This is a genomic window from Pseudoalteromonas sp. ABV4_021, from assembly GCF_056159365.1.
Genome location: NZ_JBSWVB010000001.1, coordinates 735153 through 759675, shown reverse-complemented (window position 1 = coordinate 759675; position 24523 = coordinate 735153). Strand labels below are relative to the sequence as shown.

Annotated in this window: 23 protein-coding genes; 11 read left to right on the top strand and 12 right to left on the bottom strand. The window is 42.3% G+C overall.

Annotated elements, in window-relative coordinates; genetic code table 11:
* Positions 1-40: 40 nt before the first annotated feature.
* From ACXAFE_RS03550 to rpoE, 4 genes are read right to left on the bottom strand one after another with little or no spacing between them, the layout of a single operon-like run.
* On the bottom strand, positions 41-490 hold the full coding sequence (locus ACXAFE_RS03550; RefSeq protein WP_475148768.1) for a SoxR reducing system RseC family protein: 450 nt from the start codon (positions 488-490) through the stop codon (positions 41-43).
* Positions 490-1434: a MucB/RseB C-terminal domain-containing protein gene (locus ACXAFE_RS03545; protein ID WP_475148766.1), complete on the bottom strand. Its 945-nt coding sequence runs from the start codon at positions 1432-1434 to the stop codon at positions 490-492. The genes ACXAFE_RS03550 and ACXAFE_RS03545 overlap by 1 nt, the downstream gene beginning before the upstream one ends.
* On the bottom strand, positions 1435-2040 hold the full coding sequence (locus tag ACXAFE_RS03540) for a sigma-E factor negative regulatory protein (protein WP_475148765.1): 606 nt from the start codon (positions 2038-2040) through the stop codon (positions 1435-1437). It lies immediately after the preceding gene.
* 8 nt (positions 2041-2048) lie between these two features.
* Entirely contained in the window at positions 2049-2630 is a 582-nt protein-coding gene (gene rpoE / locus ACXAFE_RS03535; protein WP_010560773.1) for an RNA polymerase sigma factor RpoE, read from the bottom strand.
* Positions 2631-2977: 347 nt separating this feature from the next.
* Between rpoE and nadB the strand changes: the two genes are divergently transcribed.
* Positions 2978-4588 (top strand): L-aspartate oxidase, encoded by a 1611-nt coding sequence (gene nadB / locus ACXAFE_RS03530; protein ID WP_475148761.1) that lies wholly within the window; start codon positions 2978-2980, stop codon positions 4586-4588.
* Here nadB and ACXAFE_RS03525 read toward each other — a convergent pair.
* Positions 4585-4788 carry a hypothetical protein gene (locus ACXAFE_RS03525; protein WP_158683317.1) on the bottom strand — a complete coding sequence of 68 codons (204 nt, stop codon included), beginning with the start codon at positions 4786-4788 and terminating at the stop codon, positions 4585-4587. The two genes, nadB and ACXAFE_RS03525, sit on opposite strands and share 4 nt — an antisense overlap.
* Before the next feature lie 184 nt (positions 4789-4972).
* Positions 4973-5224, bottom strand: a complete 252-nt coding sequence (locus tag ACXAFE_RS03520) for an FAD assembly factor SdhE (protein WP_054978661.1) — start codon at positions 5222-5224, stop codon at positions 4973-4975.
* A 106-nt stretch (positions 5225-5330) separates the two neighbouring features.
* Between ACXAFE_RS03520 and ygfZ the strand changes: the two genes are divergently transcribed.
* Positions 5331-6233 (top strand): tRNA-modifying protein YgfZ, encoded by a 903-nt coding sequence (gene ygfZ, locus ACXAFE_RS03515; RefSeq protein ID WP_475148757.1) that lies wholly within the window; start codon positions 5331-5333, stop codon positions 6231-6233.
* Positions 6234-6240: 7 nt separating this feature from the next.
* Complete coding sequence (locus tag ACXAFE_RS03510) at positions 6241-6759, top strand: FKBP-type peptidyl-prolyl cis-trans isomerase (protein ID WP_054978579.1); 519 nt, start codon at positions 6241-6243, stop codon at positions 6757-6759.
* A gap of 38 nt (positions 6760-6797) precedes the next feature.
* Here the strand turns inward: ACXAFE_RS03510 and ACXAFE_RS03505 are convergent, their stop codons facing one another.
* The 5 genes from ACXAFE_RS03505 to ACXAFE_RS03485 form a co-directional block, all read right to left on the bottom strand.
* On the bottom strand, positions 6798-7226 hold the full coding sequence (locus ACXAFE_RS03505; protein WP_475148753.1) for a hypothetical protein: 429 nt from the start codon (positions 7224-7226) through the stop codon (positions 6798-6800).
* A 12-nt stretch (positions 7227-7238) separates the two neighbouring features.
* Entirely contained in the window at positions 7239-8036 is a 798-nt protein-coding gene (locus ACXAFE_RS03500; protein ID WP_234004681.1) for a DUF481 domain-containing protein, read from the bottom strand.
* A gap of 58 nt (positions 8037-8094) precedes the next feature.
* Positions 8095-8409: an HI1450 family dsDNA-mimic protein gene (locus tag ACXAFE_RS03495; RefSeq protein WP_475148744.1), complete on the bottom strand. Its 315-nt coding sequence runs from the start codon at positions 8407-8409 to the stop codon at positions 8095-8097.
* Positions 8410-8554: 145 nt separating this feature from the next.
* Positions 8555-11668 (bottom strand): efflux RND transporter permease subunit, encoded by a 3114-nt coding sequence (locus ACXAFE_RS03490; RefSeq protein WP_475148739.1) that lies wholly within the window; start codon positions 11666-11668, stop codon positions 8555-8557.
* A 9-nt stretch (positions 11669-11677) separates the two neighbouring features.
* A complete protein-coding gene (locus ACXAFE_RS03485; RefSeq protein WP_475148734.1) occupies positions 11678-12865 on the bottom strand; it encodes an efflux RND transporter periplasmic adaptor subunit in 1188 nt (395 codons plus the stop codon).
* Positions 12866-13144: 279 nt separating this feature from the next.
* On the opposite strand from ACXAFE_RS03485, the gene ACXAFE_RS03480 reads away from it, so the two are divergent.
* The 8 genes from ACXAFE_RS03480 (at position 13145) to ACXAFE_RS03445 (ending at position 22891) form a co-directional block, all read left to right on the top strand.
* Positions 13145-13945, top strand: coding sequence for a crotonase/enoyl-CoA hydratase family protein (locus ACXAFE_RS03480; RefSeq protein ID WP_475148730.1), 801 nt, complete (start codon positions 13145-13147; stop codon positions 13943-13945).
* Between the two features lie 48 nt (positions 13946-13993).
* Complete coding sequence (locus tag ACXAFE_RS03475) at positions 13994-14353, top strand: CidA/LrgA family protein (protein WP_475148728.1); 360 nt, start codon at positions 13994-13996, stop codon at positions 14351-14353.
* The gene (locus tag ACXAFE_RS03470; protein ID WP_475148726.1) at positions 14350-15042 is read left to right on the top strand and encodes an LrgB family protein; all 693 of its coding nucleotides are present in this window, start codon (positions 14350-14352) and stop codon (positions 15040-15042) included. The genes ACXAFE_RS03475 and ACXAFE_RS03470 overlap by 4 nt, the downstream gene beginning before the upstream one ends.
* Before the next feature lie 15 nt (positions 15043-15057).
* Positions 15058-16578, top strand: a complete 1521-nt coding sequence (locus ACXAFE_RS03465) for a phospholipase D-like domain-containing protein (RefSeq protein ID WP_475148722.1) — start codon at positions 15058-15060, stop codon at positions 16576-16578.
* 78 nt (positions 16579-16656) lie between these two features.
* Positions 16657-17241, top strand: a complete 585-nt coding sequence (locus ACXAFE_RS03460) for a TetR/AcrR family transcriptional regulator (protein ID WP_054978589.1) — start codon at positions 16657-16659, stop codon at positions 17239-17241.
* Positions 17242-17439: 198 nt separating this feature from the next.
* Entirely contained in the window at positions 17440-18564 is a 1125-nt protein-coding gene (locus ACXAFE_RS03455; protein ID WP_475148720.1) for an efflux RND transporter periplasmic adaptor subunit, read from the top strand.
* 7 nt (positions 18565-18571) lie between these two features.
* On the top strand, positions 18572-21901 hold the full coding sequence (locus ACXAFE_RS03450) for an efflux RND transporter permease subunit (protein WP_475148718.1): 3330 nt from the start codon (positions 18572-18574) through the stop codon (positions 21899-21901).
* Positions 21902-22042: 141 nt separating this feature from the next.
* Positions 22043-22891 (top strand): HDOD domain-containing protein, encoded by an 849-nt coding sequence (locus tag ACXAFE_RS03445; RefSeq protein ID WP_475148714.1) that lies wholly within the window; start codon positions 22043-22045, stop codon positions 22889-22891.
* 86 nt (positions 22892-22977) lie between these two features.
* Here ACXAFE_RS03445 and lysS read toward each other — a convergent pair whose 3' ends face one another.
* Positions 22978-24519, bottom strand: coding sequence for a lysine--tRNA ligase (lysS, locus tag ACXAFE_RS03440; protein ID WP_010560792.1), 1542 nt, complete (start codon positions 24517-24519; stop codon positions 22978-22980).
* Between the last annotated feature and the right edge of the window lie 4 nt (positions 24520-24523).

The following is a 24523-nucleotide window of genomic DNA, read 5'->3' as shown; positions in this document are numbered from 1 at the left end:
GGGTTCAAAATCAAAACGCCGATTTTACCCTTAATTTGGGCTAATCACCATTAATTTGCGTGATTGGTAAGCTGATTGGGTGAATTTTTTTTATTTTAATGCGATTTCTAAGACCTGTTTGCTTCGCTTTTGCTAGTAAAAACCCGGTATAACCACCTAGCATTGCAGATAAAATTTGCCATCCTTCACTAACAACAAAGACCTTCGCCGCAACTATGGAAAAAACAAAAGCAAGCAGCAAAGGCACCATGTACGTCCACAACGACATTTTAATGACATGAGAGTCATCTAAGGTTAAATCGACTTTTTGCCCGACTTCAAGCGCAGCATCACTTACAATCGTAAGTTCTGAACGTTTATTGGCAAATAGTTTAGCAAAGGTAAGTGAGCCGCATTTACCATCACAACCACTGCATGCTTGAGGTTTAGGTAATGCAAAAGTGACCAAAGTATTCTCTACTTTGGCCACCGTAAACGTTTTTTCAATCATTAGTTAGCGCGTTGAACTGATTCTGCCACTAGTTTAGCAGTCATTGGCGGCAATTGGCCAATCACAGAGACTTCATAGCCTGGCGCTTGATGAATAAACACTGTTGTAGCACCTGCCGAAAGCGCTTTGCTACGACTATTACTGGCAAGCGGTCGTTGAATAAAGACCGACACTTCAATTAACCCATCACTGTAAAGATAGTAATCGGCAAGCTCACCGTTTAAGTTTAAAGTTTGACGCTCTGATTTAATCAATGAAAAACCTGTTGGCATCGCATCAACTTGCCATGTTTCAATACTTTGCTCTTCTTTTACAGCGGTTACTGGCGAAGGCAGATTTTGCTGACTCATTTCAATCAGTTCAACACTCGGTTGTTCACTGAAACTAACGTTAGTCATTTGCAGCTGCTCAACAATTTCGCCGGCTGCCGATACATAGGCAGTTTTTAGTGGTAGCTTTGAGTGCTCATCAAGCCACAACCAGTAGTTAAATTTTGCTTGGTCTTTTGACTCGATACGTACCAATTGCGCTACACGACCTGATATCCGTGACTTACCACCAATTGCAAAGTGATAATTTGGTTCCAGCTCAGTGATATCGTTAAAAATAATACTTGGAATTGGGCCCGCTAAAGACGAGCTGTTTAAAGAGTAAGGTGGGTTTTGTGGCTCAAAGTAGGTAACTACATTGCCAACACGCAACATTTCAACACCCGCTCCGTCGAGCAGACTTAAGTGCTCGAGTTCAGTGCCATTGTGATTTGCATGTCGCCACGCGTAAGGTTCTATATTATTTCGCCCTTTTACAACAACAAACGAGGCGGTAAAGTTACTGTTTTTGACCGTATTGGCCATTTCTAATAAAAGCTGTTTCGCTTCATTAGGTTCAGAAGCAAAGCTTGGCAACGCAACTACAAGCCAAGCTAAGACAACGAATATTCGCATCTACTGATTGTTCTCCAACTCGTCTTCTTTCGCTTTTTCAGCTTGAGCAATACGCGATTGTCTTTGATGCTCTAATAACAGCGCACCTAGACGTTTTTCTTCAAGCTCGCGCAGTCCTTTTTGAGCGGTTTCAAGCGCAGGTTCAGTTGAGTAACTTACTGGCGTTGCAGTACCACCAAAAGGCATGGTTTCTAAATTTTGCAGTTGTGGCTCAGGGCTGATGATATCTGCATCCTTGGGAACAGATTGCACGCCAATTACCGCAACAGCAGCAACACTTGCTGCAATTGCCATTTGGGCAAACGGTTTTTTCCAATTTGAGATTGCGACTGTGCTTTGTTGATTTACCGCAGCAACTTGCTCAGAAACGCTTGGCGCTTCTGGCACTTGGCTGTAGCTTTCTTCTTGTTCTAATGCCAGTGCAACTTGATCTGCGATATCGATTTGAATAAGTTCTTTGCCTTCGCCACGCATTACATCACCAATCAGTGAATAACGCGATGCAGCGTGCTCTAACTCATCCCCCAAATGTCGGCTCTCTAGGCTGTGTTCATCATCAAACAGTGCCGATATTTGTTCTTTTCGTTTCTCATTCAAATTAGTCATAAAGTGACCTATGCATTATTTAAAATTGGATTAAGTCGATTATCGATTGCCTCGCGAGCACGGAATATCCGTGATCTCACTGTCCCGACAGGACAGTCCATTATCATGGCAATGTCTTCGTAACTTAACCCCTCTAATTCGCGTAATGTAATTGCCGTTTTAAGATCATCCGGTAAGCCGTCAATGGTCCTAAAAATTACCTGCTTTATTTCATCGCTTAGCAACAAGTTTTCTGGTGTCGAATTACTTCTCAGTGCATCAGCGCCATCATAAAATTCAGCATCATCCGCATCAACATCGTTGGCTGGCGGACGGCGCCCTTGTGAAACTAAATGATTCTTAGCACAGTTAACAGCTATACGATAAAGCCAAGTGTAAAAAGCACTGTCACCGCGAAAACCCGGTAACGCTCTATATGCTTTAATAAACGCTTCTTGTGCAATATCAGCAACATCTCCATGGTTAGAGACGTAACGTCCAATTAAGTTCGCAACTTTGTTCTGATATTTTTTAACTAACACATTGAATGCGTTTTTATCACCCTGCTGAACTTTTCTTACTAGCGCTAAATCCAAATCCTGCTCGCTCATTCGAGCCGGTACTCCTCTTATTTTATAATCTTTCTCTAGTTCCCAAGAGTAATGTCACAATATAGGACCCAAGGAGTTTGAAAAAGTTCGAAACATTTTATAAAAACTTTAAATCAATTTACCTTTGTTAATCTTAAACATAGATAAATAGACTGTCACAGGGTCACTTTAACACTTTTCCTTAAGCAAAATTAGCATAAAATCACGTTATCGCTATTTCTTCGCTGTTTTTCACCTGCTTATACTGCCTGGTAAAAATGGCTGTGCGACTTTTGTCTTTTTATCATTGTCATAATTGATGTTATTATATGCCAAATAAATTACCTGCATTGTAAAGTGATACCTGTATGACAAATACACCACAGTTAACAACCGATGTTGTCATCGTAGGAAGTGGTGCTGCTGGACTAACCTTAGCGCTTACCTTAGCAAATCACTGTCACGTCACCGTATTAAGTAAAGGGCCATTAACTGAAGGCTCAACCATGTATGCCCAAGGTGGCATCGCCGCAGTATTTGATAAAGAAGACAGTGTTGAATCGCACGTTGAAGACACCCTCGCAGCGGGCGGTGGACTATGTGATCGCGACGCCGTTCATTACACCGCAAGCAACGCAAAAACCTGTATGAAGTGGCTAATAGAACAAGGCGTACCATTTGATATGGATAAAAACGCCCTTGGCAAAGAACGCTACCATTTAACCCGTGAAGGCGGTCACAGCCACCGTCGTATTTTGCACGCAGCTGATGCCACAGGTAAAGCAGTACAAACAACGCTGATCGACCGCGTAAAAGAACATGAAAATATTTTATTGCTTGAGCGCTATAATGCAATTGATCTAATCACCGATGAAAAACTGAATAACGCAGGCAAACGCTGCCACGGTTTATATGTTTGGAATCGCATCACCGAACAAGTTGAAATTATTAGTGCTCGCTTTGTCGCACTTGCCACAGGCGGCGCCAGTAAAGTCTATCTATATACATCAAACCCTGATGTTTCGAGCGGCGACGGCATTGCAATGGCGTGGCGTGCGGGCTGCCGTGTCGCCAATATGGAATTTAACCAATTTCACCCGACTAGTTTGTATCACCCTGAATTACAAAATTTTCTAATTACCGAAGCTATGCGCGGAGAAGGGGCATATTTAAAACGCCCTGATGGTACACGCTTTATGCCTGATTTTGATGAGCGCGCCGAACTGGCGCCTCGCGATGTAGTTGCGCGCGCCATCGATTATGAAATGAAGCGTCTTGGCGCTAACTGCGTATATCTCGATATCAGCCATAAAGATAAAAACTTTATTATCGACCACTTCCCCACTATTTACGCAAAATGCTTAAGTGTTGGCCTCGATATTACCAAAGAAGCAATTCCTGTGGTTCCAGCGGCGCACTACACTTGTGGCGGCGTAATGACCGATTTTAATGGCAAAACTGATTTAGATAATCTATATGCCATTGGCGAAGTCGCTTATACCGGTCTGCACGGTGCTAACCGTATGGCAAGTAATTCACTGCTTGAGTGCATTGTATTTGCACAAGCTGCCGCTAAAGACATTATGGCAAAGCTTAATTCGGAACATAACGCGCCAAACATTCCAAACTGGGATGAAAGTCGTGTGACAAATTCTGATGAAGAAATTGTTATTACTCACAACTGGCACGAACTGCGTTTATTTATGTGGGACTACGTTGGTATTGTTCGCACCACCAAGCGCCTAGAGCGAGCGCTTCGTCGCATTGAGTTACTGCAACAAGAAATTGATGAGTACTACACTAATTTTAGAGTGAGTAATAATTTATTGGAGCTGCGTAACCTAGTTCAAGTGTCTGAGCTAATTATTCGCAGTGCGCTTGAACGAAAAGAAAGCCGCGGTCTGCACTATACCCTTGATTACCCAAATCAAACTGAAAACCCAACACCTACCGTGCTGCACAAAAACGCATCAGCTTAAACATCTCGATAAACGGCTCTCAGTAGCCGTTTTTTATCTTTTGTAGATAACTTATTAAGCAAAATCAGTTTATTAAACTTACTTTTTTGCCGTTTAAAGCGAATTAATACAAACCATGCAGTTACGATACTAAACGGACTTATTTCACCGATTTTATTGCCGTCGTGCTGACACAATACACGTTCATCTTCGAGTAACAAATAACTGTCACTTACTAACGCTCTTTTTAGCTTAAAGAAACAGATAATACTAACCAGTACGAGAAACACTAAAACAAGTAGAGCACAGAGAATAGTTTCAGCGGGGAGTAAAGCAAAGAAAAATATAGGCAGGTTAATGCCGAGATAAACACTCGGCACAATGTTCGATTTTGCGACGTACAACCTATACGCGGACACGATTTAAAATCGTTTTAACCATGTAATCTAGCTCAGCGTCTTCACATTTTTCATGCCCCATAAACCAAGCAAATAAATCAGGATCATCGGCCGTAAGTAAGCGTTGAAAAATTGCTTTGTCATTATCTGTTAATGCGTCGTAAGCTTCATCAACAAATGGTCTTAGCAACACATCAAGTTCCAACATACCGCGTCGACACGCCCAACGTAATTTAGCCTTGCTATCTAAATTGCTCATTTTATACCTCGTTAATTCACGCACCTTAATAGTAGCAAAAGCTAAGCATGCAATCATCAGGAATCTAAGTTAAAATCAAGGCATTAATTTTCAGTGGTAGGGTATTATGATAGTCGCTTCTCGCATTTCAGAAAAAATCATTCAAATTAGCGGACAAGACCGCAAGTCTTACCTGCACGGACAAGTTACACAAGATCTTAATTTATTAAACGACACGACCTTTTTATGGTCAGGGCATTGCAATGCAAAAGGTAAACTTTGGTCAGTACATAAGCTAATTGCGGCAAACGACGCTTACTTGATGTTAGCAAGTGACACTGAAGCCGAGCAAAGCTTTAGTGAACTTAAAAAATACGGTGTTTTTTCAAAAGTAGAATTTGCCCTAAGCGAGCAGCTTATTAGCTTTGGTGTAACAGCGCAAACCACCAGTGAAATTGAGTCTGCATTGGCGATTTCATTTACCAGCCACAATTTAGTGCAATTTGAATTAGGTTATGCGCTAAAACTAGCCGAAGGCTTAGTGCAACTTGTTATTGAAAAAGAAAAGCTGGCTGAACTTGAAGGCAAAATTACACTTACAAATAATGAAAATGCATGGTTTGCAGCTAATATTAAAGCCGGATTGCCGCGCCTAAATGCCCAAACACTCGATGAGTTTGTTCCGCAGATGGTCAATCTACAAGCGATTGGTGGAATTAGTTTTAATAAAGGCTGTTACACAGGCCAAGAAACTGTCGCGCGCATGAAATATCTAGGCAAAAATAAGCGTGCAATGTACAGCTTATTTGCCGCCGAACAACACATTGAAACAGCAAGCGACGTTGAAGTTCAGCTTGGTGAAAACTGGCGTAGAGCCGGTAAAGTAATTAACACTGCAGTTACCGATGAAGGCACATATATTCAAGCGGTACTGCCAAACGACACATCTGAGCAAGCTCAGTTGCGCGTTAAAGATCTTGAAGAGTCACGTCTTAGCGTGAGTGCTCTTCCTTACACACTTGAAGATTAGGTTTAATATGAAAATTGCACAGCAAAAAGTAGTAAAGCTTCATTACTCAGTAATGGACAAAGACAACAATGCCATCGACAGCTCATTTGATAACGAGCCGCTAGAGTTCATCATTGGTTCGGGTTTTTTAATTCCAGGTCTTGAAAATGCGCTTATTGATAAACAAGCTGGCGATACCTTTACCGTAGAAGTTGAAGCAAAAGATGGCTATGGCGAGCGTCACGACGGTTTGATGCAAGCAGTACCTAAGTCAATGTTTGACGGTATGGATATTGAAGTAGGCATGCAATTTCGCGCAACGACCGATGACGGTGAGCAGACTGTTGTAATTATCGATATTCAAGAAGACGATGTGATTGTTGATGGCAACCACCCGCTTTCTGGTATTGATTTAACATTTGATGTTGAAGTACTTGAAGTACGTGACGCGACAGAAGAAGAATTGGCACATGGCCATGTTCATGGTGAAGGTGGCTGTGGTTCACACCACGATCACAAACATGATGAAAATGGCGGCTGTTGTTAATTTACAGCACTAACAATAAAAAATAGCGCTTTAGGGCGCTATTTTTTTTGCCTTTCTAATGCGGCGATTAAGCCAGCTTGATCATTTGTACCAAGCCTAATTTTTGTTTCATCTTGCAGCACTAATTCAACTGCCTTAAAACCGTGGGCTGAATACACAAACCCATCATGGCTAATACGTAAACCAATGCCATGTCGCCATGAATTCTCCACAGCCTGATACGAAACAACCTCTGACAAGGGTAAGGTTTGACCAAACCAGCCAAAAGCAAACCCCCATTTTATAGTGTTATCTTTTACAGTGACTGTCATGCCATGAAATAAAAATGCCACTAGCACCACAAAACCTGAAAAAATCAACAGACCTGTAATCGGGCCGATTAAATAAACCGCCAATAAGGTAAATGAAAAAATCCACGAAAGCAGCAGTAAAATAGCCCAAGCGATTTGTTTATGAGAATAGGTCATTAATATTCCAAGTTAGTTGAAGCTAAAAACAAAGGTAGCACTGGTTTCAGCGTCATAATTGCGTTTGCCTTCTTCAGGCATGGTGTTGTAACGATATAAATATGAAAACTTAAGACTAAGTGCACCGCTAATTTGGCTCACCAATGACGTCTCTGATTTGATGCGGGAGTTTAACCCACTTAACGAATGCTCCGCACTAATATCCTGATTAAAGCGCGTGCGTTTACTTACAATTCGCTCCCACTGCAGAGCTAATCGTAGCAAGTAACCTAAATCCGATTCGTCGGTTTCACTGACCTGATAATTAACCCCAGGACCGACATCTAAATCAATGCTGTCTTTACGATTTTCTAAAAAGCGCCAACCGTAACCAGCAACAAAGCTCGCTTGCTTTTCGATACCACTAAATCTATCAAATTCATAATCACCGTATAAAAACAGTGAGTTATTTTTATCTTCAAGTAAGTAGTTACTTTGTAATGAAGTGAAATAACGCGTGGCAGACAGCTCATCGCCTTCGTCATTATCGTTATCTTTTTTTACCAAAGAATCAAACTTCAGTTGATTGCGCCAATTATTGAGGTCTTGCATGATGTTCGTTTTGAGTTTTGCACTAGCAGTATTAGTGTTACCAGTCGTTACAATAAAGCCAAGTTCTAAATCACCAAACAAAAGTCGCCCTTTATTTTGCTCATACCTTTCGTCACTTGGGGTTTCGCCATAAACGGCAAAGTCTTCAAACGGATCCGGATCCGCAGCGAGTAATTTAGAACAAAAAAGAACACAATAAAAAAACACAATCCAACGCATTTAATACTACTCTAACTCTCAATCCACCTAAGCTAAAAAACCAGTTTTATAAAAAGAACTACTTCCACAATACGTGAACAAAGGGCGCTGCTTTATCACGACTAATTAAAATGCGCGCAAATAACACGTCTTGGTTTTCAAACTCTAATCCCACCAGCACTTGAATATACAGCTCTGGTTCAATTTCGAATTCGGTAAATTCTTGCCAAGACTCATCCGGCTCACTTTCTTCAATAAAGCCTAAATCTTCACGATATTGATTAAACTCAACAATATCTTGTTCAGACAAATTGTCTGGCGCCAATTCAAGAAACACTTCATACGCATGATTAGTCGCTTCTTCAATTGTCCATAGGTGATTTTGGTTGCTCATAACTCGACTCTTCGCATTTTTTGATAATTATATCAAAACAAAAAAGGCAAAGAAGTGCTTCTTTGCCTTATATTTTGTGATTTTAACGCAGGCTACCAACTGTTAGCCAAAAATTCAGCTAATAGCAGGCCTTGCTGCGAAACAGTTACTCATGTGCCAGCTTTGCTTTCACCTTTTCACGCATACTTTGAATCAACGCATAGAATATTGGAATTAACAAAGTACCAAAAATAGTCGCAGCCAACATACCAGCCAGTACGGTTAAACCTAAACTAACACGGCTACCCGCACCTGCACCCGTTGCAAATACTAATGGTAACACCCCTAGTACAAACGACAGTGCCGTCATCAATACTGCTCTAAAACGCAAACTTGCAGCATTCAATGCCGATTCAAAAATACTGTGGCCCGCTGCACGTTGTTCCATCGCAAATTCAACAATTAGAATAGCGGTCTTAGTGGATAAACCAATCAAGAGTATCAAGCCCACCTGCGCATAAATATTGTTTGCCATACCAACCGTATAAAGCGCACTCATCGCACCAAATATCGCTAACGGTACGGCTGCAATTACCGCAAATGGAATCGTCCAGCTTTCGTACTGGGCGACCAAGAACAAGTACACAAAGATAATCGCTAAACCAAATAGCAATGGCGCTAAGTTACCAGCTTGAATTTCTTGCTTGGTTTGCCCTGCCCAATCATAAATGTAGCCTGTTGGTAATTGCGCAGATAACTCTTGCATCACCTTAATTGCTTCACCACTTGAGTAACCTGGCGCAGGCTGACCTGTGATGCTTGCACTGCGATATAAGTTGAAGTGATTTACGCTAGTCGGGCCCAGTATTGGTTCAAGACTCGCAAGTGTCGTTAACGGCACCATTTCACCGCTGCTAGCACGCACATAGTAGTTATTTAAGTCCGACGGTTCTTTACGGAACTCAGTCTCAGCCTGAATCACAACCTGATAGGTACGACCAAATTGGTTAAAATCATTAATGTACAACGAACCGAGTTGCGCTTGTAATGTCACAAACACATCGCTTAACGCAACGCCTTGCGCTTTGGCTTTATCTCGGTCAATTTCTAAGAAATACTGCGGCACATTAGCGCGGAAAGTACTAAATACGCTAGTTAATTCAGGACGCTGGTTAGCCTCGTAAATTAAGCCGTTCATCACCTGAGCCAAATCCGCAGGCTCACGCCCTTCACTATCTAGCAATCTAAATTCAAAACCTGAACTCGTACCTAAACCTGGAATTGGCGGTGGATTAAAGACAAAGATTTGCGCATCAGGCATAGCAAACATCTGCCCCATTAAACGTGGGATCACTTGCTTCAAGCCAAGCTCTGGCGCAGTTCGATCTTCCCAATCTTTTAGCACAATAACGCCAAGGCCATTATTTGAACCAGGGCCACCAAGCAGTGAAATACCCGATACGGTAATAATATCGGTTACCGCAGGGTCGGCTAAGATGGTTTCGCTTACTTTCGCCATTACCTCAGCAGTACGGCCGCTGGCTGCTGCATCTGGTAATTGCACATCAACAAACAAAAAACCTTGATCTTCAGCTGGTACAAACGCGGTAGGAACTGCTTTGGTTAACCAACCTGTTGCTGCGAATAACAACACTGTTACTAAACCTACACGCGCTGAACGCTTTAACAACCAACCAACCGTAGATGAGTACTTTGACGTAGAGGAAATAATTCCTTTTTCTACGGGTGCTAGCCATTTAATTGGCTTCATTGCTTTTTCACTGAGTAACAAAGTACACAGCGCAGGGCTTAACGTTAACGCGTTAATCGATGAAATAAGTACAGCAAATGAAATCGTTACTGAGAACTGCTTATAAAGCTCACCGGTAATGCCCGGCATAAATCCAACTGGCACAAACACCGCAAGCAGTACCAGAGTTGTCGCGATAATTGGCCCTGAAACCTGCTCCATCGCTTTGCTCACCGCTTCTTTAATTGGCAGCTTTTCTTCTTTTAAAATACGTTCAACGTTTTCAATAACAACAATGGCATCATCTACCACAATACCGATAGCCAGTACCAAGCCAAACAAGGTAATGGTGTTGATTGAATAACCCATCAACATCATAAAGGCGAACGTACCAACCAACGACACAGGAATTGCCACTGACGGAATTAACGTTGCACGCCAATTTTGTAGGAATAAAAATACCACGAGAATTACCAGCGCAACTGCTTGATAAAGCGTTACGACTACTTCTTCTATCGAGCGGTTAATAAATTCAGTTGTATCGTATGGCATGCTGTAGTGAAGGCCATCAGGAAAACGCTCAGAGAGAATTTCCATTTGTTTTTTCACATTCGCAGCCACTTCAGTCGCGTTAGCATCTGGCAGCTGATAAATAACTAAAAACGCAGTATCTTCACCATTTAATTTGGCAGTAAACGCGTAATCTTTAGAACCCAATTCAATACGACCAATATCCGACAAGCGAATAAAATCACCATCGTTTGTAGCTCTAATAATGGTATCGCCAAATTCATCTGGGGTTTTTAGGCGACCGCGTGCCTGAATGGAATATTCAAACTGCTGATTTTTCGGTGCTGGACTGGCGCCTAGCTTACCCGCAGCAACGATTAAGTTTTGCTCTCGCAGCGCATTTTGCACATCCGCCACAGTGACACCAAGCGACGACATTTTGTTTGGATTTAACCAAATACGCATTGAATAGGTTTTTTCACCCATTACTTCAGCGTTTGCAACACCCGGAATACGTCCAAGAGGTTCTGTTAAATAGTTTGTGGCGTAGTTACTTAGGAAGATTTCATCAAGATTTTCTTGCGTGCTGTAAAGCGTCACACCCAATAACATATTACTGGATTGTTTGCGCACAACAACGCCTTGACGTTTTACTTCTTCAGGTAAGCCAGCTTCGGCAAGTGCAACGCGGTTTTGCACATTCACTTGCGCCATATCATCGTCAGTACCAACTTTAAAGTACACGGTAATGCTAGCAGTACCGTTATTTGCGGCCGTGGATTCAATATACAGCATATCTTCCACCCCATTGATTTGCTCTTCAATGGGCCGGATCACCGACTCCTCAACAACCTGAGCACTCGCTCCTGGGTATACCGCAGTCACCTGAATTTGTGGTGGCGTAATTTGAGGGTACATATTCACTGGCAACAAATACAACGAAATTAAGCCAGCTAAGGTAATTACAATTGAAATAACCAGCGCAAATTTGGGCCGATTAATAAACGTTTTACTAATCATTTACGCCCCCTATTCTGCGCTGTTTGTGATAACACCGGTTACCGTATCAACATTCTTATCAACTGGGTTTACTTCAACACCTGGGCGCACTTTTTGTAGTCCTTCAATAATAATGCGCTCACCAGCTTCAATGCCCGAGTTAACGACCCACATAGCATTAATGCGACGACCTAAATCTACATGTCGCGTGCTCACTTTGTTGTTGTCATCAACCACTAATAAGAACTTACCTTGCTGATTTTCTTGTACCGCAGCTTGTGGCACTAACGCCATTGACGATTTATTTTTGCTCTCAGCAATCAGCTTTACAAATAACCCAGGTAGCACAATACCATCTGGATTTGGGAAAGATGCCCTTAGCTCAACCGTGCCGGTGTTGCGGTCTATTTTTGTATCGGCAAAATCTAGCACACCAGCCTCGGTATATTCGCTGTTGTTCGGTAAACGAATTTTTAAATCGAGAGGTACTTGATCAGGACTTTCGATATTTCGGTGTTCTTGTAAGTAGGTAGTATAAAGTGCCTCTTCAACCGAAAAATTAACGTAGATGGGGTCAGTTGAGGTGATGTTTGCTAGCACGCCACTTTGCGGGCTTACAATATTACCTACATCAATATTTACGCGACCAATTTTCCCATCAAACGGCGCTAATATTTCAGTGTAACTTAAATCCAACTTAGCTTTTTTAAGTGCCGCTTCGCCCGCTTTTACCGCCGCTTGCGTTTGCGCTGCATTGGTAATCAACTTGTCTAAATCAGATTGTGAAATAAAGCCTTTTTCAGCGACTTCTCTACCACGTTTTAAATCGCGTGCAGCACCTGCTGCTCCAGCGATTTTTGATTTTAGGTCCGCATCAGATTGCGCTAAAAAGGCCTCGTATTCACTCGGATCAATTTTTAGCAGTAGATCGCCTTTTTTAACTTCCGAGCCTTCAACAAATTTTCGCTCTATTAACTCACCCTGCACGCGGGTTGTAATATCCGCTTCTTTCGACGCTTCGGTGCGCGCAGTAAACTCCCGATAAGTACCAACTTGATCATTATTAACGGTATAAACCGAGACCGCTGGTGCAGGCGCTTGTTGCACAACTTCTTCCTTTCCACAACCTGTCAAGGCCAGTGGCCCTAACAACACACAGCTGACAAAAAACGCAGCTTTGGTTGGGGAACTAATATTTTTATACTTGGACGTAAACATGCAACTCTCCCTTATCACAAATAGAGCAAATTTTTATTCTCGATGAAAAATCCGAAATTTCTAATAATATCTTCTGGTTATCAATCATAATACGACTGCACATTAATTGTAATTTAATATTTAACAAAATCTAATCAAATCAGTAAGTGGTGTTTTTAGCCATTTGTCAGAGCGGCTATTTTGCTGGAAAAATATGAACCTAGGGTGAAGTTACGCGCTTTACAGACATAGTAAGACACGTTAATCTCGAACAACACAACAGGTCGGATGAGAATAATAATGAGCCACCTTGTCACCTTAAATATTGAAGCTGGCGTTGCCACCGTCACATTTAATCGCCCCGATAAACTCAACGCACTGAGCTATGAAAGTTTTGTACAGCTAGCACGCATTATTAAACAATTGAAAAAAGAAAAATCTCTAAGATTAGTGATTATTGATGCCAACGGCAGTGATTTCTGTACCGGCCTTGATGTAAAAAACATCAGCCGCTCTCCTACTAAAATGTTAAAACTGCTATTCAAATGGCTTCCCGGTAATGCAAATCTAGCCCAGCGAGTCACCATAGGGTGGCAAGAAATTAAAGCGCCGGTGATTTGTAAAATTCATGGCCGCTGTTTTGGTGGCGGCATGCAAATCGCGCTTGGCGCAGACTTTCGTTTAGCGAGCCGCGATGCCCAATTTGCCATTATGGAATCTCGTTGGGGATTAACACCAGATATGGCAGGCAGTGTCATGTTACAAGGCCTAATGCCTTACGACCAAGCCTTAAAGCTCACTCATGTGGCCGAGCCAATTAGTGCTGACACTGCTCAAGCAGTCAATTTAGTTACACAAGTATGCGACGATTTAGATCACGAATGCGAGCAATTAAAAGCGGCATTATTAGCACAATCGCCCGATGCGTTAGCTGCAAACAAACGTACTTATCAAAAGCGTATGCTCGCAAACCGCCGCCAATTGTTAGCAGCTGAAACATTTAATCAAATACGTATTCTACGCGGCAAAAATGTAAAACGTGCCATTAGCAATCGCTTAAAAGGAGAAACTAAGCCTTTCGACAATTCGGCTAATTGGTAGCGACTAAAGAACAGTATACTGACCTGCAAGCTGTGATAGGCTATTGCTATGAAATACATTGTTAGTTTAACGATTCTAGTAACATCATTAGCCCTTGGTCATGGCCTGCTGTATATACTGAATTTTAGTTTTCCCCCAGCAGTGCTCGGTATGGGCATTTTGTTGCTTGTGCTCAAATTAAATATTGTGTCACTAAAGCAATGTGAGGCGGTTGGCGCATTACTGCTGAAATACTTCCCACTTTTTTTCATTCCCGCTGGTGTTGGCATCATTCAGCATTTGGACCTTATTAAAGACAACCTGCTTTTAATTGTAATCTCAATACTTACCGCTACGGTAGGCACCTTATTTATTATAGGAAAAGTCGCAAGTCTGCTTTTTGCATCTAGCGATAAGGAACAGTCATGAGCCTGCTTTTGATTGTTTTGTCTCCGCTTTGTTTTTTTACCTTTAAATGGTTGCAGACCCATTACTTAAAACACAGCCTTTGTAACCCTATTTTATTAAGCATTGCGTTTATTAGCGTGATTTTAGTGTGGAGTGAAATTCCCTACACTGAGTTTGCCACAATTAACACAGCGTATTTTTGGTTACTTGATTTAGCAATTGTTGCGCTAGCGATCCCACTGTACAAAGAATCGCGCACCATAAAACAACATACCTGGCGCTACATTTTATGCAGCGCCACCGGCGTTTTGGTTTCATCGATCATTGCCATGCTTGTCGCCTATTTGCTTGGCGCCAATGAACAACTTATCGCAAGCCTTGCACCCAACGCAGTAACAACCCCCATTGCCATTGAGGTTAGCAATCAACTTAACGGAATAAGTGCTCTTTCGGCAGTGATTGTTATTTGTGTCGGTATTTTTGGCGCTGTTTTTGGCTTACCGCTACTCAGACTATTTGGCGTAACACATATACCCAGTCAAGGCTTAGCGCTTGGAGCCGCTTGTCACGCAGTGGGTACAGCACGTGCCATTGAAGTTGATGAACGTATGGGCGCATTTGCATCCGTTAGTTTAGTATTAAGCGCCATATTGACCCCACTTATTATCCCTGTAATCTATACCTTAATAGAACTGGTACTATTAAACTAACTAGTCGGTAATCACATGTTACTAATACGCTTTTTTATTATAGGAGTTGTACTTGCCATGGCTGGATGCGCAACAAAAATAACGCCAAACACAAGTACACCTAGCTATGCTAAAGAGCCAGCGAAAACAGGTCGATTAGCTGAGTTTATTAACGATTTAACACATGATAAGCAAGGACAAACCGGCGTTTATACGCTTGGGCAAGGAGTCGATGCCTTTGTATCACGCGTGAGTTTAATCAATGCGGCAACCAGCAGCATTGACCTACAGTATTACATCTGCAATAACGACATTACCGGCAACCAAATCAACTATTCGCTATACAACGCCGCGGAGCGTGGCGTGCGAGTAAGGCTATTACTTGATGACTTAAAAGCCTCAGATCACAATCCTCAGCTACATATTTTAAACCAACATAAGAATGTTGAAATTCGCCTGTTTAACCCCTCGCCAAATCGTCGCAATAAAGCGCTTGGCATTCTGACCGATTTTGCAAGGCTCAATAGTCGCATGCACAATAAATCGCTCACCGTAGATAGCTTGGCATCGGTGATCGGCGGACGAAATATTGGTGACGAATATTTTAGTGCCAGTCATGAAGTAGAATTTGGCGACTTTGATCTATTGCTCATTGGTGAAGCTACACACGATGTAAATACGCAATTTGACGTTTACTGGAACAGTGAACACAGTTACCCATTGTCTGTGTTTCATCCTAGGCGTTATTCTAATGAAGAAACGATTGCTATTTTATCTGAATGGGAAGAACAAATAACCGATACGGAACAATCGCAAACCGAGTATATTCAGGCGTTAACTCAATCACAATTTTTAGAGTACTTATCTGAAGGTGCCTTGCCATGGTCTTGGGGTAAAGCCGATGTACTTTACGACCCGCCAAGCAAAATCAACGAAAAAGGTCTAACAAGTCCACTTCTTGACGAGCTAGAAAGCGCCTTTGCCAATACCCAAAAAGACCTATTTATTATCTCTCCCTATTTTGTACCTGGCGAAAGCGGCACAAAATACTTAATCGATATGGTTAAGCGTGGCGTAAATGTAACGATTCTTACGAACTCATTGGCCGCCACCGACGTTGTTGCAGTACATTCAGGTTACGCTCCTTATCGCGCAGCGCTGTTAAAAGCGGGCGTTACGCTTTATGAAACAAAAGTAAAACCGAATTTTAAACCGTCAGCATGGCGCGGCTCTACTCAGGCGAGTTTACACGCTAAATCAATTATATTTGATAAACAGCAAACCTTTGTTGGCTCATTAAACCTCGACCCTCGCTCAATGTTTATCAACACTGAAATTGGCGTGCTGTTTGAAAATGAGGCACTTAGCAGCAAAATTGTTAGCGCATTAAATGATGCCGTGGCCAATTCAGCTTACCGTGTACAGCTCGCTGACGACAAGCTAATTTGGCTTGATATGGATACGCAAAAAACCTTTAAAAGTGAACCAGATGCCAGCATTTGGCGTAAGATAGGCGCATGTTTTTTCCGCTTATTGCCTATTGAAGATCAACTCTAACCGTCGACTAAAGTTGACTTTAGAGACGACTGGTCTAATAATACCCACAAAGTGTGTACGTAAATATTAACCCGAATTATGAATAAGCCCGATACCAAAGAAGCGATATTGGCGGCAGGTCATGCGCTGATCATCGAAAAAAGTTACAACGGATGTGGCTTAAAAGAAATACTTGATAAAGCCGGAGTGCCAAAAGGTTCATTTTATCATTACTTTAAGTCAAAAGAAGATTTTGGCCTTGCCCTCATTGAGCGTGCCCAAGACCAAAGCCATGACTTTATGCGTGAATACTTGCGTGATCGAAAATTCTCACCACTGCAGCGCATTCATAACTGGTTTAAACGCATTCAGCAATTTCATGAAGAAGATGGTATTGACTGTGAGTGTTTAGTACCCAAGTTGATTTTGGAACAATCTCAACTCAGTGAAAATATGCGCGGTGGCATAAAATGCGCGCAAGACTTAGTGCACAGCATGATGGCGCAAACCATTCGCGAAGCGCAACAAGAAGGCGAAGTAAACAAAAACCTCGACCCACATAAAATCGCTGCATTTCTGTTTAATGCCAGCCATGGCGCAGCAATACAAATGCAAGTAGAGCGTTCAACTGAGCCATACGACAACTTTGTTGAAATTATTTTCGAATCGATTTTAGTGCCTTAATTGGCACTTTTTGTTTGTCTGTCAAAACTCCACTAGACCACTTGGTCTAAAAATAATTTTTAAATATAAATAACAATTTCATAAGCTTACCCAAATAACCCAATCTAAAATTACTATTCAGCCTAAATTCATCTTGCAACAACTGCCAAATTGAATGACAATTCACTAGACGACTGGTCTACTCAATTGGAAATTACTATGACATCTCCACTTTCTTTTAAATATATTGCAGCAACATTGAGCTTGTTGTTGCTGGTTTTCAACGCAAATGCGCAAGTCGTTCGCTTTAGTGAAGCAAGCGAAGCGCAATTGCAACCACGTAAACGTGTTGTCGGCACGTTAAAAGCATTCAATCAAGCTAATGTCGCTTCAGTAGAATCAGGTAAAGTAGTTAAAGTACTGGTTAATGAAGGTGATGTTGTTGTAGCAGGTGATGTGCTGGCAATACTCGACACACGCCGTTTAGACGCTGAAAAGCAGCGTTTACAGGCGGAAAAAATGCTAGCAGATGCTAACCTTGCATTAGCAAAAGCAGAATTTACGCAAGCAGAAGAAGACTACCTTGCTTATAAGCAGTCTGCGCAAAAAAGCGCCGTATCTAAGCAGCGTCTAAATCAAAGTAAAACCCTCACTATTGCAAATCAAGCACGTGTTATCGCTGCAACACAAGCGATAAAGGCACTGTCTGCACAGTTAAACGCATTGCAGGTGCGTATTGATGATATGTCAATTCGCGCACCATTTGATGGCCAAGTAACTAATCGTCTAGCTGAACTAGGTCAATGGTTAGGCAGTGGCGATCATGCATTTACTTTAACCTCTCTCAATAAATTAGAAGCCTGGTTAGATGTGCCAGAACGTTTTGCCTTTTTAGCAGGTCAAGCACCACGCGAAATTGCCTTGCAGATTGGCGATGAGCTAGTTCAAGCGGGCAATATTAAAGTACTTAATAGTGTTGATGAACGCGCTCGTACTTTTCGCGTGATTGGTCAAGTAAATGGCAACGGTTTAATGCCAGGCATGTCGGTAAGCGCTTGGTTACCAGAAGGTAAACCTCGCACCACACTTATTGTGCCAAAAGATGCATTGGTGAATCGTGGCGGTAATTACTTAGTTTATAAAGTAGTACTGCAAGGCGACAAGCAAATTGCACAACCAATTTCAGTTAACGTGCAGTTTCATCAAGGCGATAAGGTGGCAGTTTATGCACCACAACTTGCACCAACCGACAAAGTTATCACTGAAGGCAACGAGCGTCTAATGCCAGGCCCTGTTGTTGCGGTAGCAGATACCTCTAACGGCAATCAACAACATTTAAAGTAGGCACGTTATGAAGATTGTAGAAAGCGCGGTTAAACAACCTATTAGTGTAATCGTTGCTGTAATTTTATCGGTACTGGCAGGCATACTCGCCTTTACCCAAGTACCCGTCCAAATGACCCCGTCAGTTGATTCAGTAGTCGTCAGCGTGCGTACCTTTTGGGAAAACGCAAGCCCTGAAGAAATTGAATCGGACGTGGTGATTGAGCAAGAAAAAGTATTATCCGATGTAAACGGACTAATTTCTTTAACCAGTATCAGCCAAACCTCTGCCGCTCAATTGCGTTTAGAGTTCGAAACTGGCACCGATATTAAACAAGCACAAGCAGAAGTAGTACAAAAGCTTAACGAAGTACCCGCCTACCCTATGGGTGTATCGGAACCGACCGTTGAAGGCGTTGATCCTATGTCGGTGGATTACATCGCATGGGTGGGCCTTGCGGCAACTGATCCGAGTTTCGATAACACGACTTTGTATGATTTTATGGAGCGCCGATTACGTCCGCGCCTTGAGAACATTAAAGGTATTTCCAAGGTAGGAATTTTAGGTGCTCGTGAGCAAGAGCTGCAAATTCAAATTGACCCCGTCAAACTGGCCAATTTTGGTATTACCTACAGCCAACTAGTAGACGCGATTCAAATTACCAACACCAATTACTCAGGTGGTCGTTTGCCCGATGGTAAAAATGATATTCGCGTGCGCGCAATGGGCCGCTTTACCGATGCGGCAACCATTGAAAATATCGTTATTCGCAAAGACAACCGTGGCCCGGTTTATGTTAAAGACATTGCGACAGTAAAACTCGATTACAAAGATATGCGTGATTGGGTACGTGCCCGTGGCGTTAAAATGCCATTTTTCAACTTTCAGCTGGCGCATGGTGCTAACTTACTTGAAACCATGAACTCGCTAAAAGCGGAAATTGCTGAACTTAATAAACCTGACGGTATGCTTGAGCAACACGCTAAGAAGTTAGGCGTAAAGGGTACTTTTGAGCTTGTTACTACGTGGGATTCATCAAGCTATGTTGAAAACGCCATTGATTTAGTACAAAGCAATATTATGGTCGGTGGCTTACTTGCCGTAATTACGCTACTGCTATTTTTACGCTCGCTACGCACCATTGGCGTTATTGCAATCGCAATTCCAATTTCAGTGATTGCATCTGTGGTAATTTTGGTTGCCCTTGGCCGTTCAATTAACATTGTATCGCTTGCGGGCATGGCATTCGCAGTTGGTATGGTGGTTGATAATGCCATTGTGGTAATCGAGAATATTTTCCGCCATTTAGAAATGGGTAAAAAGCCGCTTAAGGCCAGTGTTGAAGGCACGCAAGAAGTTGCGGGAGCAGTATTTGCGTCAACCATGACAACGCTCGTAGTATTTGTGCCAATTTTAACTATTGCCGATAGCGCGGGGCAGCTGTTTCGCGATATATCACTTGCCATCATGGCAGCAGTCTTTATTAGTTTTGTCGTATCTGTCTTAGTTATTCCGGTAGCGGGCGCTTACTTTTTACGTGCGCGCAGCGAATCAAAACAAGTAAAATTAAGAACGGGTAAACTGGCTGAGCTTGAGAAAAAAGCAGCGAAGTTACCAAACAAAATTGGCGCACTGTTTATTACAATTTCGAGCACGACAAAACGCAAAGTTACCGTTGTAACTAGCTTTGCAGTCGTAACACTCGTTGGTATTGCACTACTTATTCCACCACTTGATTACTTACCAAAAGGTAACCGTAATTTTGCTTTCGGTTTTATGGTACCGCCGCCGGGTTATAACCTTGATCAGGTATCAGAAATCGGTAATCGCATTGAAAAAGTGATACGCCCAGCTTGGGAAGTCACCGGTGATAAATTCCATGCAGAAACCGTTATTCGTGGTGGTGAGCCAGATTTAACGCAAAGTACACCTGATATTCAATTAATGGATGGCAGTACCATTAAAGCGCCTGAAATTGACCATTACTTTTTGGTTGCGATGGACGGTCAAATTCTTCATGGCATGATCCCAAAAGAAGCAGATAAAACCATTGATGCGGTCGACTTTCTAAACCAAACATTAATGGGCGTAAACGCACCCGATGTGATTGGTTTTGCTTTCCAGTTCCCACTCTTTAACACGGGTGGTACAACAGGTAGCGCAATTCAAATCGACTTAGTGGGTGATGATTTGCAGCAAATTACAAATGGCGCAACGGCGTTACTATTTAAGTTAATTGGTAATTATGGTCCTTATGCAACCATTCCAGAACCTGCTAACTTTTTATTACCAACACCAGAGCTGTCAATTAAACCGCTAGATGAGCGCTTAGCAGAACTTAATATGACGCGTCGTGATTTAGGTCTTGCGGTACAAGCAAACGGTGATGGCATAATTATGATGAACAGTTTCGCGGTTGGCGGTGAGTTAAAAGATCTTAAGATTGTAACCAACGCGCAGCAAGGTGATTTCCCAATCGATGCACTGATGCAAGCGCCATTGGCTACACCGCAAAGTCAGGTAGTTGATTTACAGTCACTTGCACTTGTTGAGCGCACGCAAACCGTTGACCAAATTAAGCACGTTTCACGTCAGCGCGCGGTAACCTTGCAGTTTACACCGCCTGCTGGCATGCCGCTTGAGCAAGCTATCGCCTCTGTTAACAGTATGGTTGAAGAGTTACGCGGTGCGGGTGCAATTTCACCGGCCGTTGAAGTTAACTTAGCCGGTAGTGCCGGTAAACTAGCTGACCTTAAAAAGTCGCTGTTAGGTGATGGCAGTTTATTTGGCACCTTGAGCTCAAGCCTATTTTTGGCAATGTTTGTAGTGTATCTGGTAATGGTTATTTTATTCCAAAACTGGAAATACCCATTAGTAATTATGGTAAGTGTGCCACTTGCAACATTAGGTGGCTTTATGGGCCTTGCTGCTGTGCACTGGGCAAGTGTGTTTGACCGCTATACGCCAATTCAAAACCTTGATGTGTTGACCTTATTGGGCTTTGTAATTTTGGCGGGTGTGGTTGTAAACAACGCTATTTTGATTGTGCATCAAGCGCTTAACAACCTGAAGTACAAAGGGTTAAGTGCACAACTGGCAATTAAAGAGTCGGTTGAAAGCCGTGTTCGTCCTATTATGATGTCAACACTTACCTCGGTTGGCGGCATGCTACCACTGGTGTTAATGCCAGGTGCGGGTAGTGAGCTATACCGTGGTTTAGGTGGTGTTGTGGTTGGTGGCTTAGTGGTTTCAACAATATTCACTTTGATTTTAGTGCCAGTCATATTAAGCTTCTTACTTAAGGATTCTGATATTAAACAAAATTCAGAAGACACCGATTTACGGACAGCCGCTTAGATATGGAAATCTAAATTGATGACTGACCAAAAATCCCAGCGCTTGCTGGGATTTTTTATGCCTAAATAACATACTCTATTGCAACAGCTCCATATTCTTTGTCTATAGTAATTAAGTGGCTTGTAAAAAATAAGCGAACTAATGATTGAAATAGATAACAAAATACTGAGCGATGTTGCAGCTGGTTTCACCATTCCAGCTAAGCCTGATATTTTGCAAGCACTGCAAGATGAGCTAAACCACGAACCTGAACTTTATCGCGTTGCAGACATTATTGCCGCTGACGTGGCAACATCAGCTGCCGTACTCAAAATAATAAACAGTCCCTACTACGGCCTTGCCAGAACAATAAGTGATATCCGCCAAGCCGTAATGTTTTTAGGGCTTGAGAATATTACCAGCTTAGTGACCGGCTATTTGCTTAAACAAGCCTATGATCAAAGTAAATGTTCGTTACCGCTTAATCGTTTTTGGGATAACGCCAACGACATCGCTAATGTGTCGTGTATTATTGCGCAGCATTTAAAGTCGCCCCTACCACCCGAAAATTTACATTTAATCGGTTTATTTCACGATGCGGGAACACCCGCAATGGCAATTCGCTTTGATGGTTACACCCATTTACTGCAAGAGCACCGTGAGAACGACAGCACCCCATTAATACATAAAGAAGAAAAGAAATACAAAACCAACCACGCAGTTGTTGGCTACTACTTAGCCACCAGCTGGAACTTACCAAAGCAAATTTGCCAAATAATACTGCAACATCACAGTAATGATTTTTTTAATGCGTCAAACGATAAATTTGAGCGCAGTTGCTTTGCCTGTTTACGCTTGGCTGAAAACCTAGTGCATGTCGCTAGGCATTTTCGCCCCGAGCCTCAATGGCACGCAATAGAACAACAAGCCCTTGATATATTGCAGCTCGACGAAGATGACTTTCAAGATCTGAAAGAAGATGTAGAAGAGTATTTAATTTCATCGCATTAATAATAACTAACAAATTCAACAGGATTTACACCCCCTTGAAAACAAAAACCCAGCACGCGTGGCTGGGTTTTTTTATAAGACGTTACTTAGTCCGCTTGCGGACGCATATGCGGGAATAAGATTACATCTTTAATGGTTGGTGAGTCAGTAAATAGCATTACTAGACGGTCGATACCAATACCCTCACCTGCTGTTGGCGGTAAGCCATATTCAAGTGCTTGGATATAGTCGTCGTCAAAGTGCATTGCTTCATCATCACCTGCATCTTTTTCTTCAACCTGACGTGCAAAACGCGCTGCTTGATCTTCTGCATCATTCAGCTCAGAGAAACCATTTGCTAATTCACGACCACCTACGAAGAACTCGAAACGGTCAGTGATAAATGGGTTTTCATCGTTACGACGCGCAAGTGGCGACACTTCCCACGGATACTCTGTGATGAAAGTTGGCTGAATTAGTTTGTGTTCAGCTGTTTCTTCGAAGATCTCACATAAGAACTTACCTGCACCCCATACGCACTTTTCAGGTACTTTAACGTGCACTTTCTTCGCGTAAGCAACTAACTCATCAAAGTGGTTTTCTGGGTCTTTGAAGATATGCGCGATTTCTGCTGCATCTGGACCAAACTTGATGATGGCATCAGCCATTGATAAACGTTCGAACTTGCTACCGAAGTCATATTCGATTGTTTCAACAACTTCACCTTCAGCGTTTTTAACTGTGTTGATAACCGTTGTTGTACCAAGTACATCTTGTGCAACGGTACGTAACATGTCTTCAGTTAAGTTCATTAGGTCGTTGTAGTCAGCGTACGCTTGGTAGAATTCGATCATCGTGAATTCTGGATTATGACGCGTTGAAAGACCTTCGTTACGGAAGTTACGGTTAATTTCAAATACGCGGTCAAAACCACCTACAACTAAACGCTTAAGGTAAAGCTCTGGTGCGATACGTAAGTACATGTCGATGTCTAACGCATTATGGTGAGTTACGAATGGACGCGCCGTTGCACCACCAGGAATAACCTGAAGCATTGGCGTTTCAACTTCCATAAAGTCACGTTCAGCTAAGAAACGACGAATACCTTCAATCACTTTTGAACGAATGCGGAAAGTCTCACGAGTATCCATGTTAGTAATCAGGTCAACATAACGCTGACGATACTTCGCTTCTTGGTCTGTTAAACCGTGGAACTTCTCTGGTAATGGGCGCAGTGACTTAGTTAGTAGCTCGTACTGAACCATATCTACGTAAAGGTCGCCTTTACCTGATTTATGAAGCGGACCTGATACACCGATGATGTCGCCGATATCAAGCTGACCATACTTCTCTTTTAAATCTTTTTGTACGTCTTTAGACGCATACGCCTGAATACGACCTTTCATATCTTGTAATACAAGGAAAGGACCACGTTTTGCTAAAATACGGCCTGCTACTGAAACTTGGTGGTCTAACTCGACTAACTCTTCCTTCGATTTATCACCAAACTTAGCTTGTAGATCTGCTGTGTAATTTTCACGGCGGAAAGTATTCGGGTGACCATTAGCTGAGCAATTCTCGCGAATCGCATCTAGCTTGGCACGACGCTCTGCAATCAATTTATTTTCGTCTTGAATTTGATCTGTCATGTTA

What these genes read in the sequence shown, in the direction of transcription:
- ACXAFE_RS03550 (WP_475148768.1), bottom strand. Translation starts at nt 490, where the DNA reads ATGATTGAAAAAACGTTTACGGTGGCCAAAGTAGAGAATACTTTGGTC.
- ACXAFE_RS03545 (WP_475148766.1), bottom strand. Translation starts at nt 1,434, where the DNA reads ATGCGAATATTCGTTGTCTTAGCTTGGCTTGTAGTTGCGTTGCCAAGC.
- ACXAFE_RS03540 (WP_475148765.1), bottom strand. Translation starts at nt 2,040, where the DNA reads ATGACTAATTTGAATGAGAAACGAAAAGAACAAATATCGGCACTGTTT.
- rpoE (WP_010560773.1), bottom strand. Translation starts at nt 2,630, where the DNA reads ATGAGCGAGCAGGATTTGGATTTAGCGCTAGTAAGAAAAGTTCAGCAG.
- nadB (WP_475148761.1), top strand. Translation starts at nt 2,978, where the DNA reads ATGACAAATACACCACAGTTAACAACCGATGTTGTCATCGTAGGAAGT.
- ACXAFE_RS03520 (WP_054978661.1), bottom strand. Translation starts at nt 5,224, where the DNA reads ATGAGCAATTTAGATAGCAAGGCTAAATTACGTTGGGCGTGTCGACGC.
- ygfZ (WP_475148757.1), top strand. Translation starts at nt 5,331, where the DNA reads ATGATAGTCGCTTCTCGCATTTCAGAAAAAATCATTCAAATTAGCGGA.
- ACXAFE_RS03510 (WP_054978579.1), top strand. Translation starts at nt 6,241, where the DNA reads ATGAAAATTGCACAGCAAAAAGTAGTAAAGCTTCATTACTCAGTAATG.
- ACXAFE_RS03505 (WP_475148753.1), bottom strand. Translation starts at nt 7,226, where the DNA reads ATGACCTATTCTCATAAACAAATCGCTTGGGCTATTTTACTGCTGCTT.
- ACXAFE_RS03500 (WP_234004681.1), bottom strand. Translation starts at nt 8,036, where the DNA reads ATGCGTTGGATTGTGTTTTTTTATTGTGTTCTTTTTTGTTCTAAATTA.
- ACXAFE_RS03495 (WP_475148744.1), bottom strand. Translation starts at nt 8,409, where the DNA reads ATGAGCAACCAAAATCACCTATGGACAATTGAAGAAGCGACTAATCAT.
- ACXAFE_RS03490 (WP_475148739.1), bottom strand. Translation starts at nt 11,668, where the DNA reads ATGATTAGTAAAACGTTTATTAATCGGCCCAAATTTGCGCTGGTTATT.
- ACXAFE_RS03485 (WP_475148734.1), bottom strand. Translation starts at nt 12,865, where the DNA reads ATGTTTACGTCCAAGTATAAAAATATTAGTTCCCCAACCAAAGCTGCG.
- ACXAFE_RS03480 (WP_475148730.1), top strand. Translation starts at nt 13,145, where the DNA reads ATGAGCCACCTTGTCACCTTAAATATTGAAGCTGGCGTTGCCACCGTC.
- ACXAFE_RS03475 (WP_475148728.1), top strand. Translation starts at nt 13,994, where the DNA reads ATGAAATACATTGTTAGTTTAACGATTCTAGTAACATCATTAGCCCTT.
- ACXAFE_RS03470 (WP_475148726.1), top strand. Translation starts at nt 14,350, where the DNA reads ATGAGCCTGCTTTTGATTGTTTTGTCTCCGCTTTGTTTTTTTACCTTT.
- ACXAFE_RS03465 (WP_475148722.1), top strand. Translation starts at nt 15,058, where the DNA reads ATGTTACTAATACGCTTTTTTATTATAGGAGTTGTACTTGCCATGGCT.
- ACXAFE_RS03460 (WP_054978589.1), top strand. Translation starts at nt 16,657, where the DNA reads ATGAATAAGCCCGATACCAAAGAAGCGATATTGGCGGCAGGTCATGCG.
- ACXAFE_RS03455 (WP_475148720.1), top strand. Translation starts at nt 17,440, where the DNA reads ATGACATCTCCACTTTCTTTTAAATATATTGCAGCAACATTGAGCTTG.
- ACXAFE_RS03450 (WP_475148718.1), top strand. Translation starts at nt 18,572, where the DNA reads ATGAAGATTGTAGAAAGCGCGGTTAAACAACCTATTAGTGTAATCGTT.
- ACXAFE_RS03445 (WP_475148714.1), top strand. Translation starts at nt 22,043, where the DNA reads ATGATTGAAATAGATAACAAAATACTGAGCGATGTTGCAGCTGGTTTC.
- lysS (WP_010560792.1), bottom strand. Translation starts at nt 24,519, where the DNA reads ATGACAGATCAAATTCAAGACGAAAATAAATTGATTGCAGAGCGTCGT.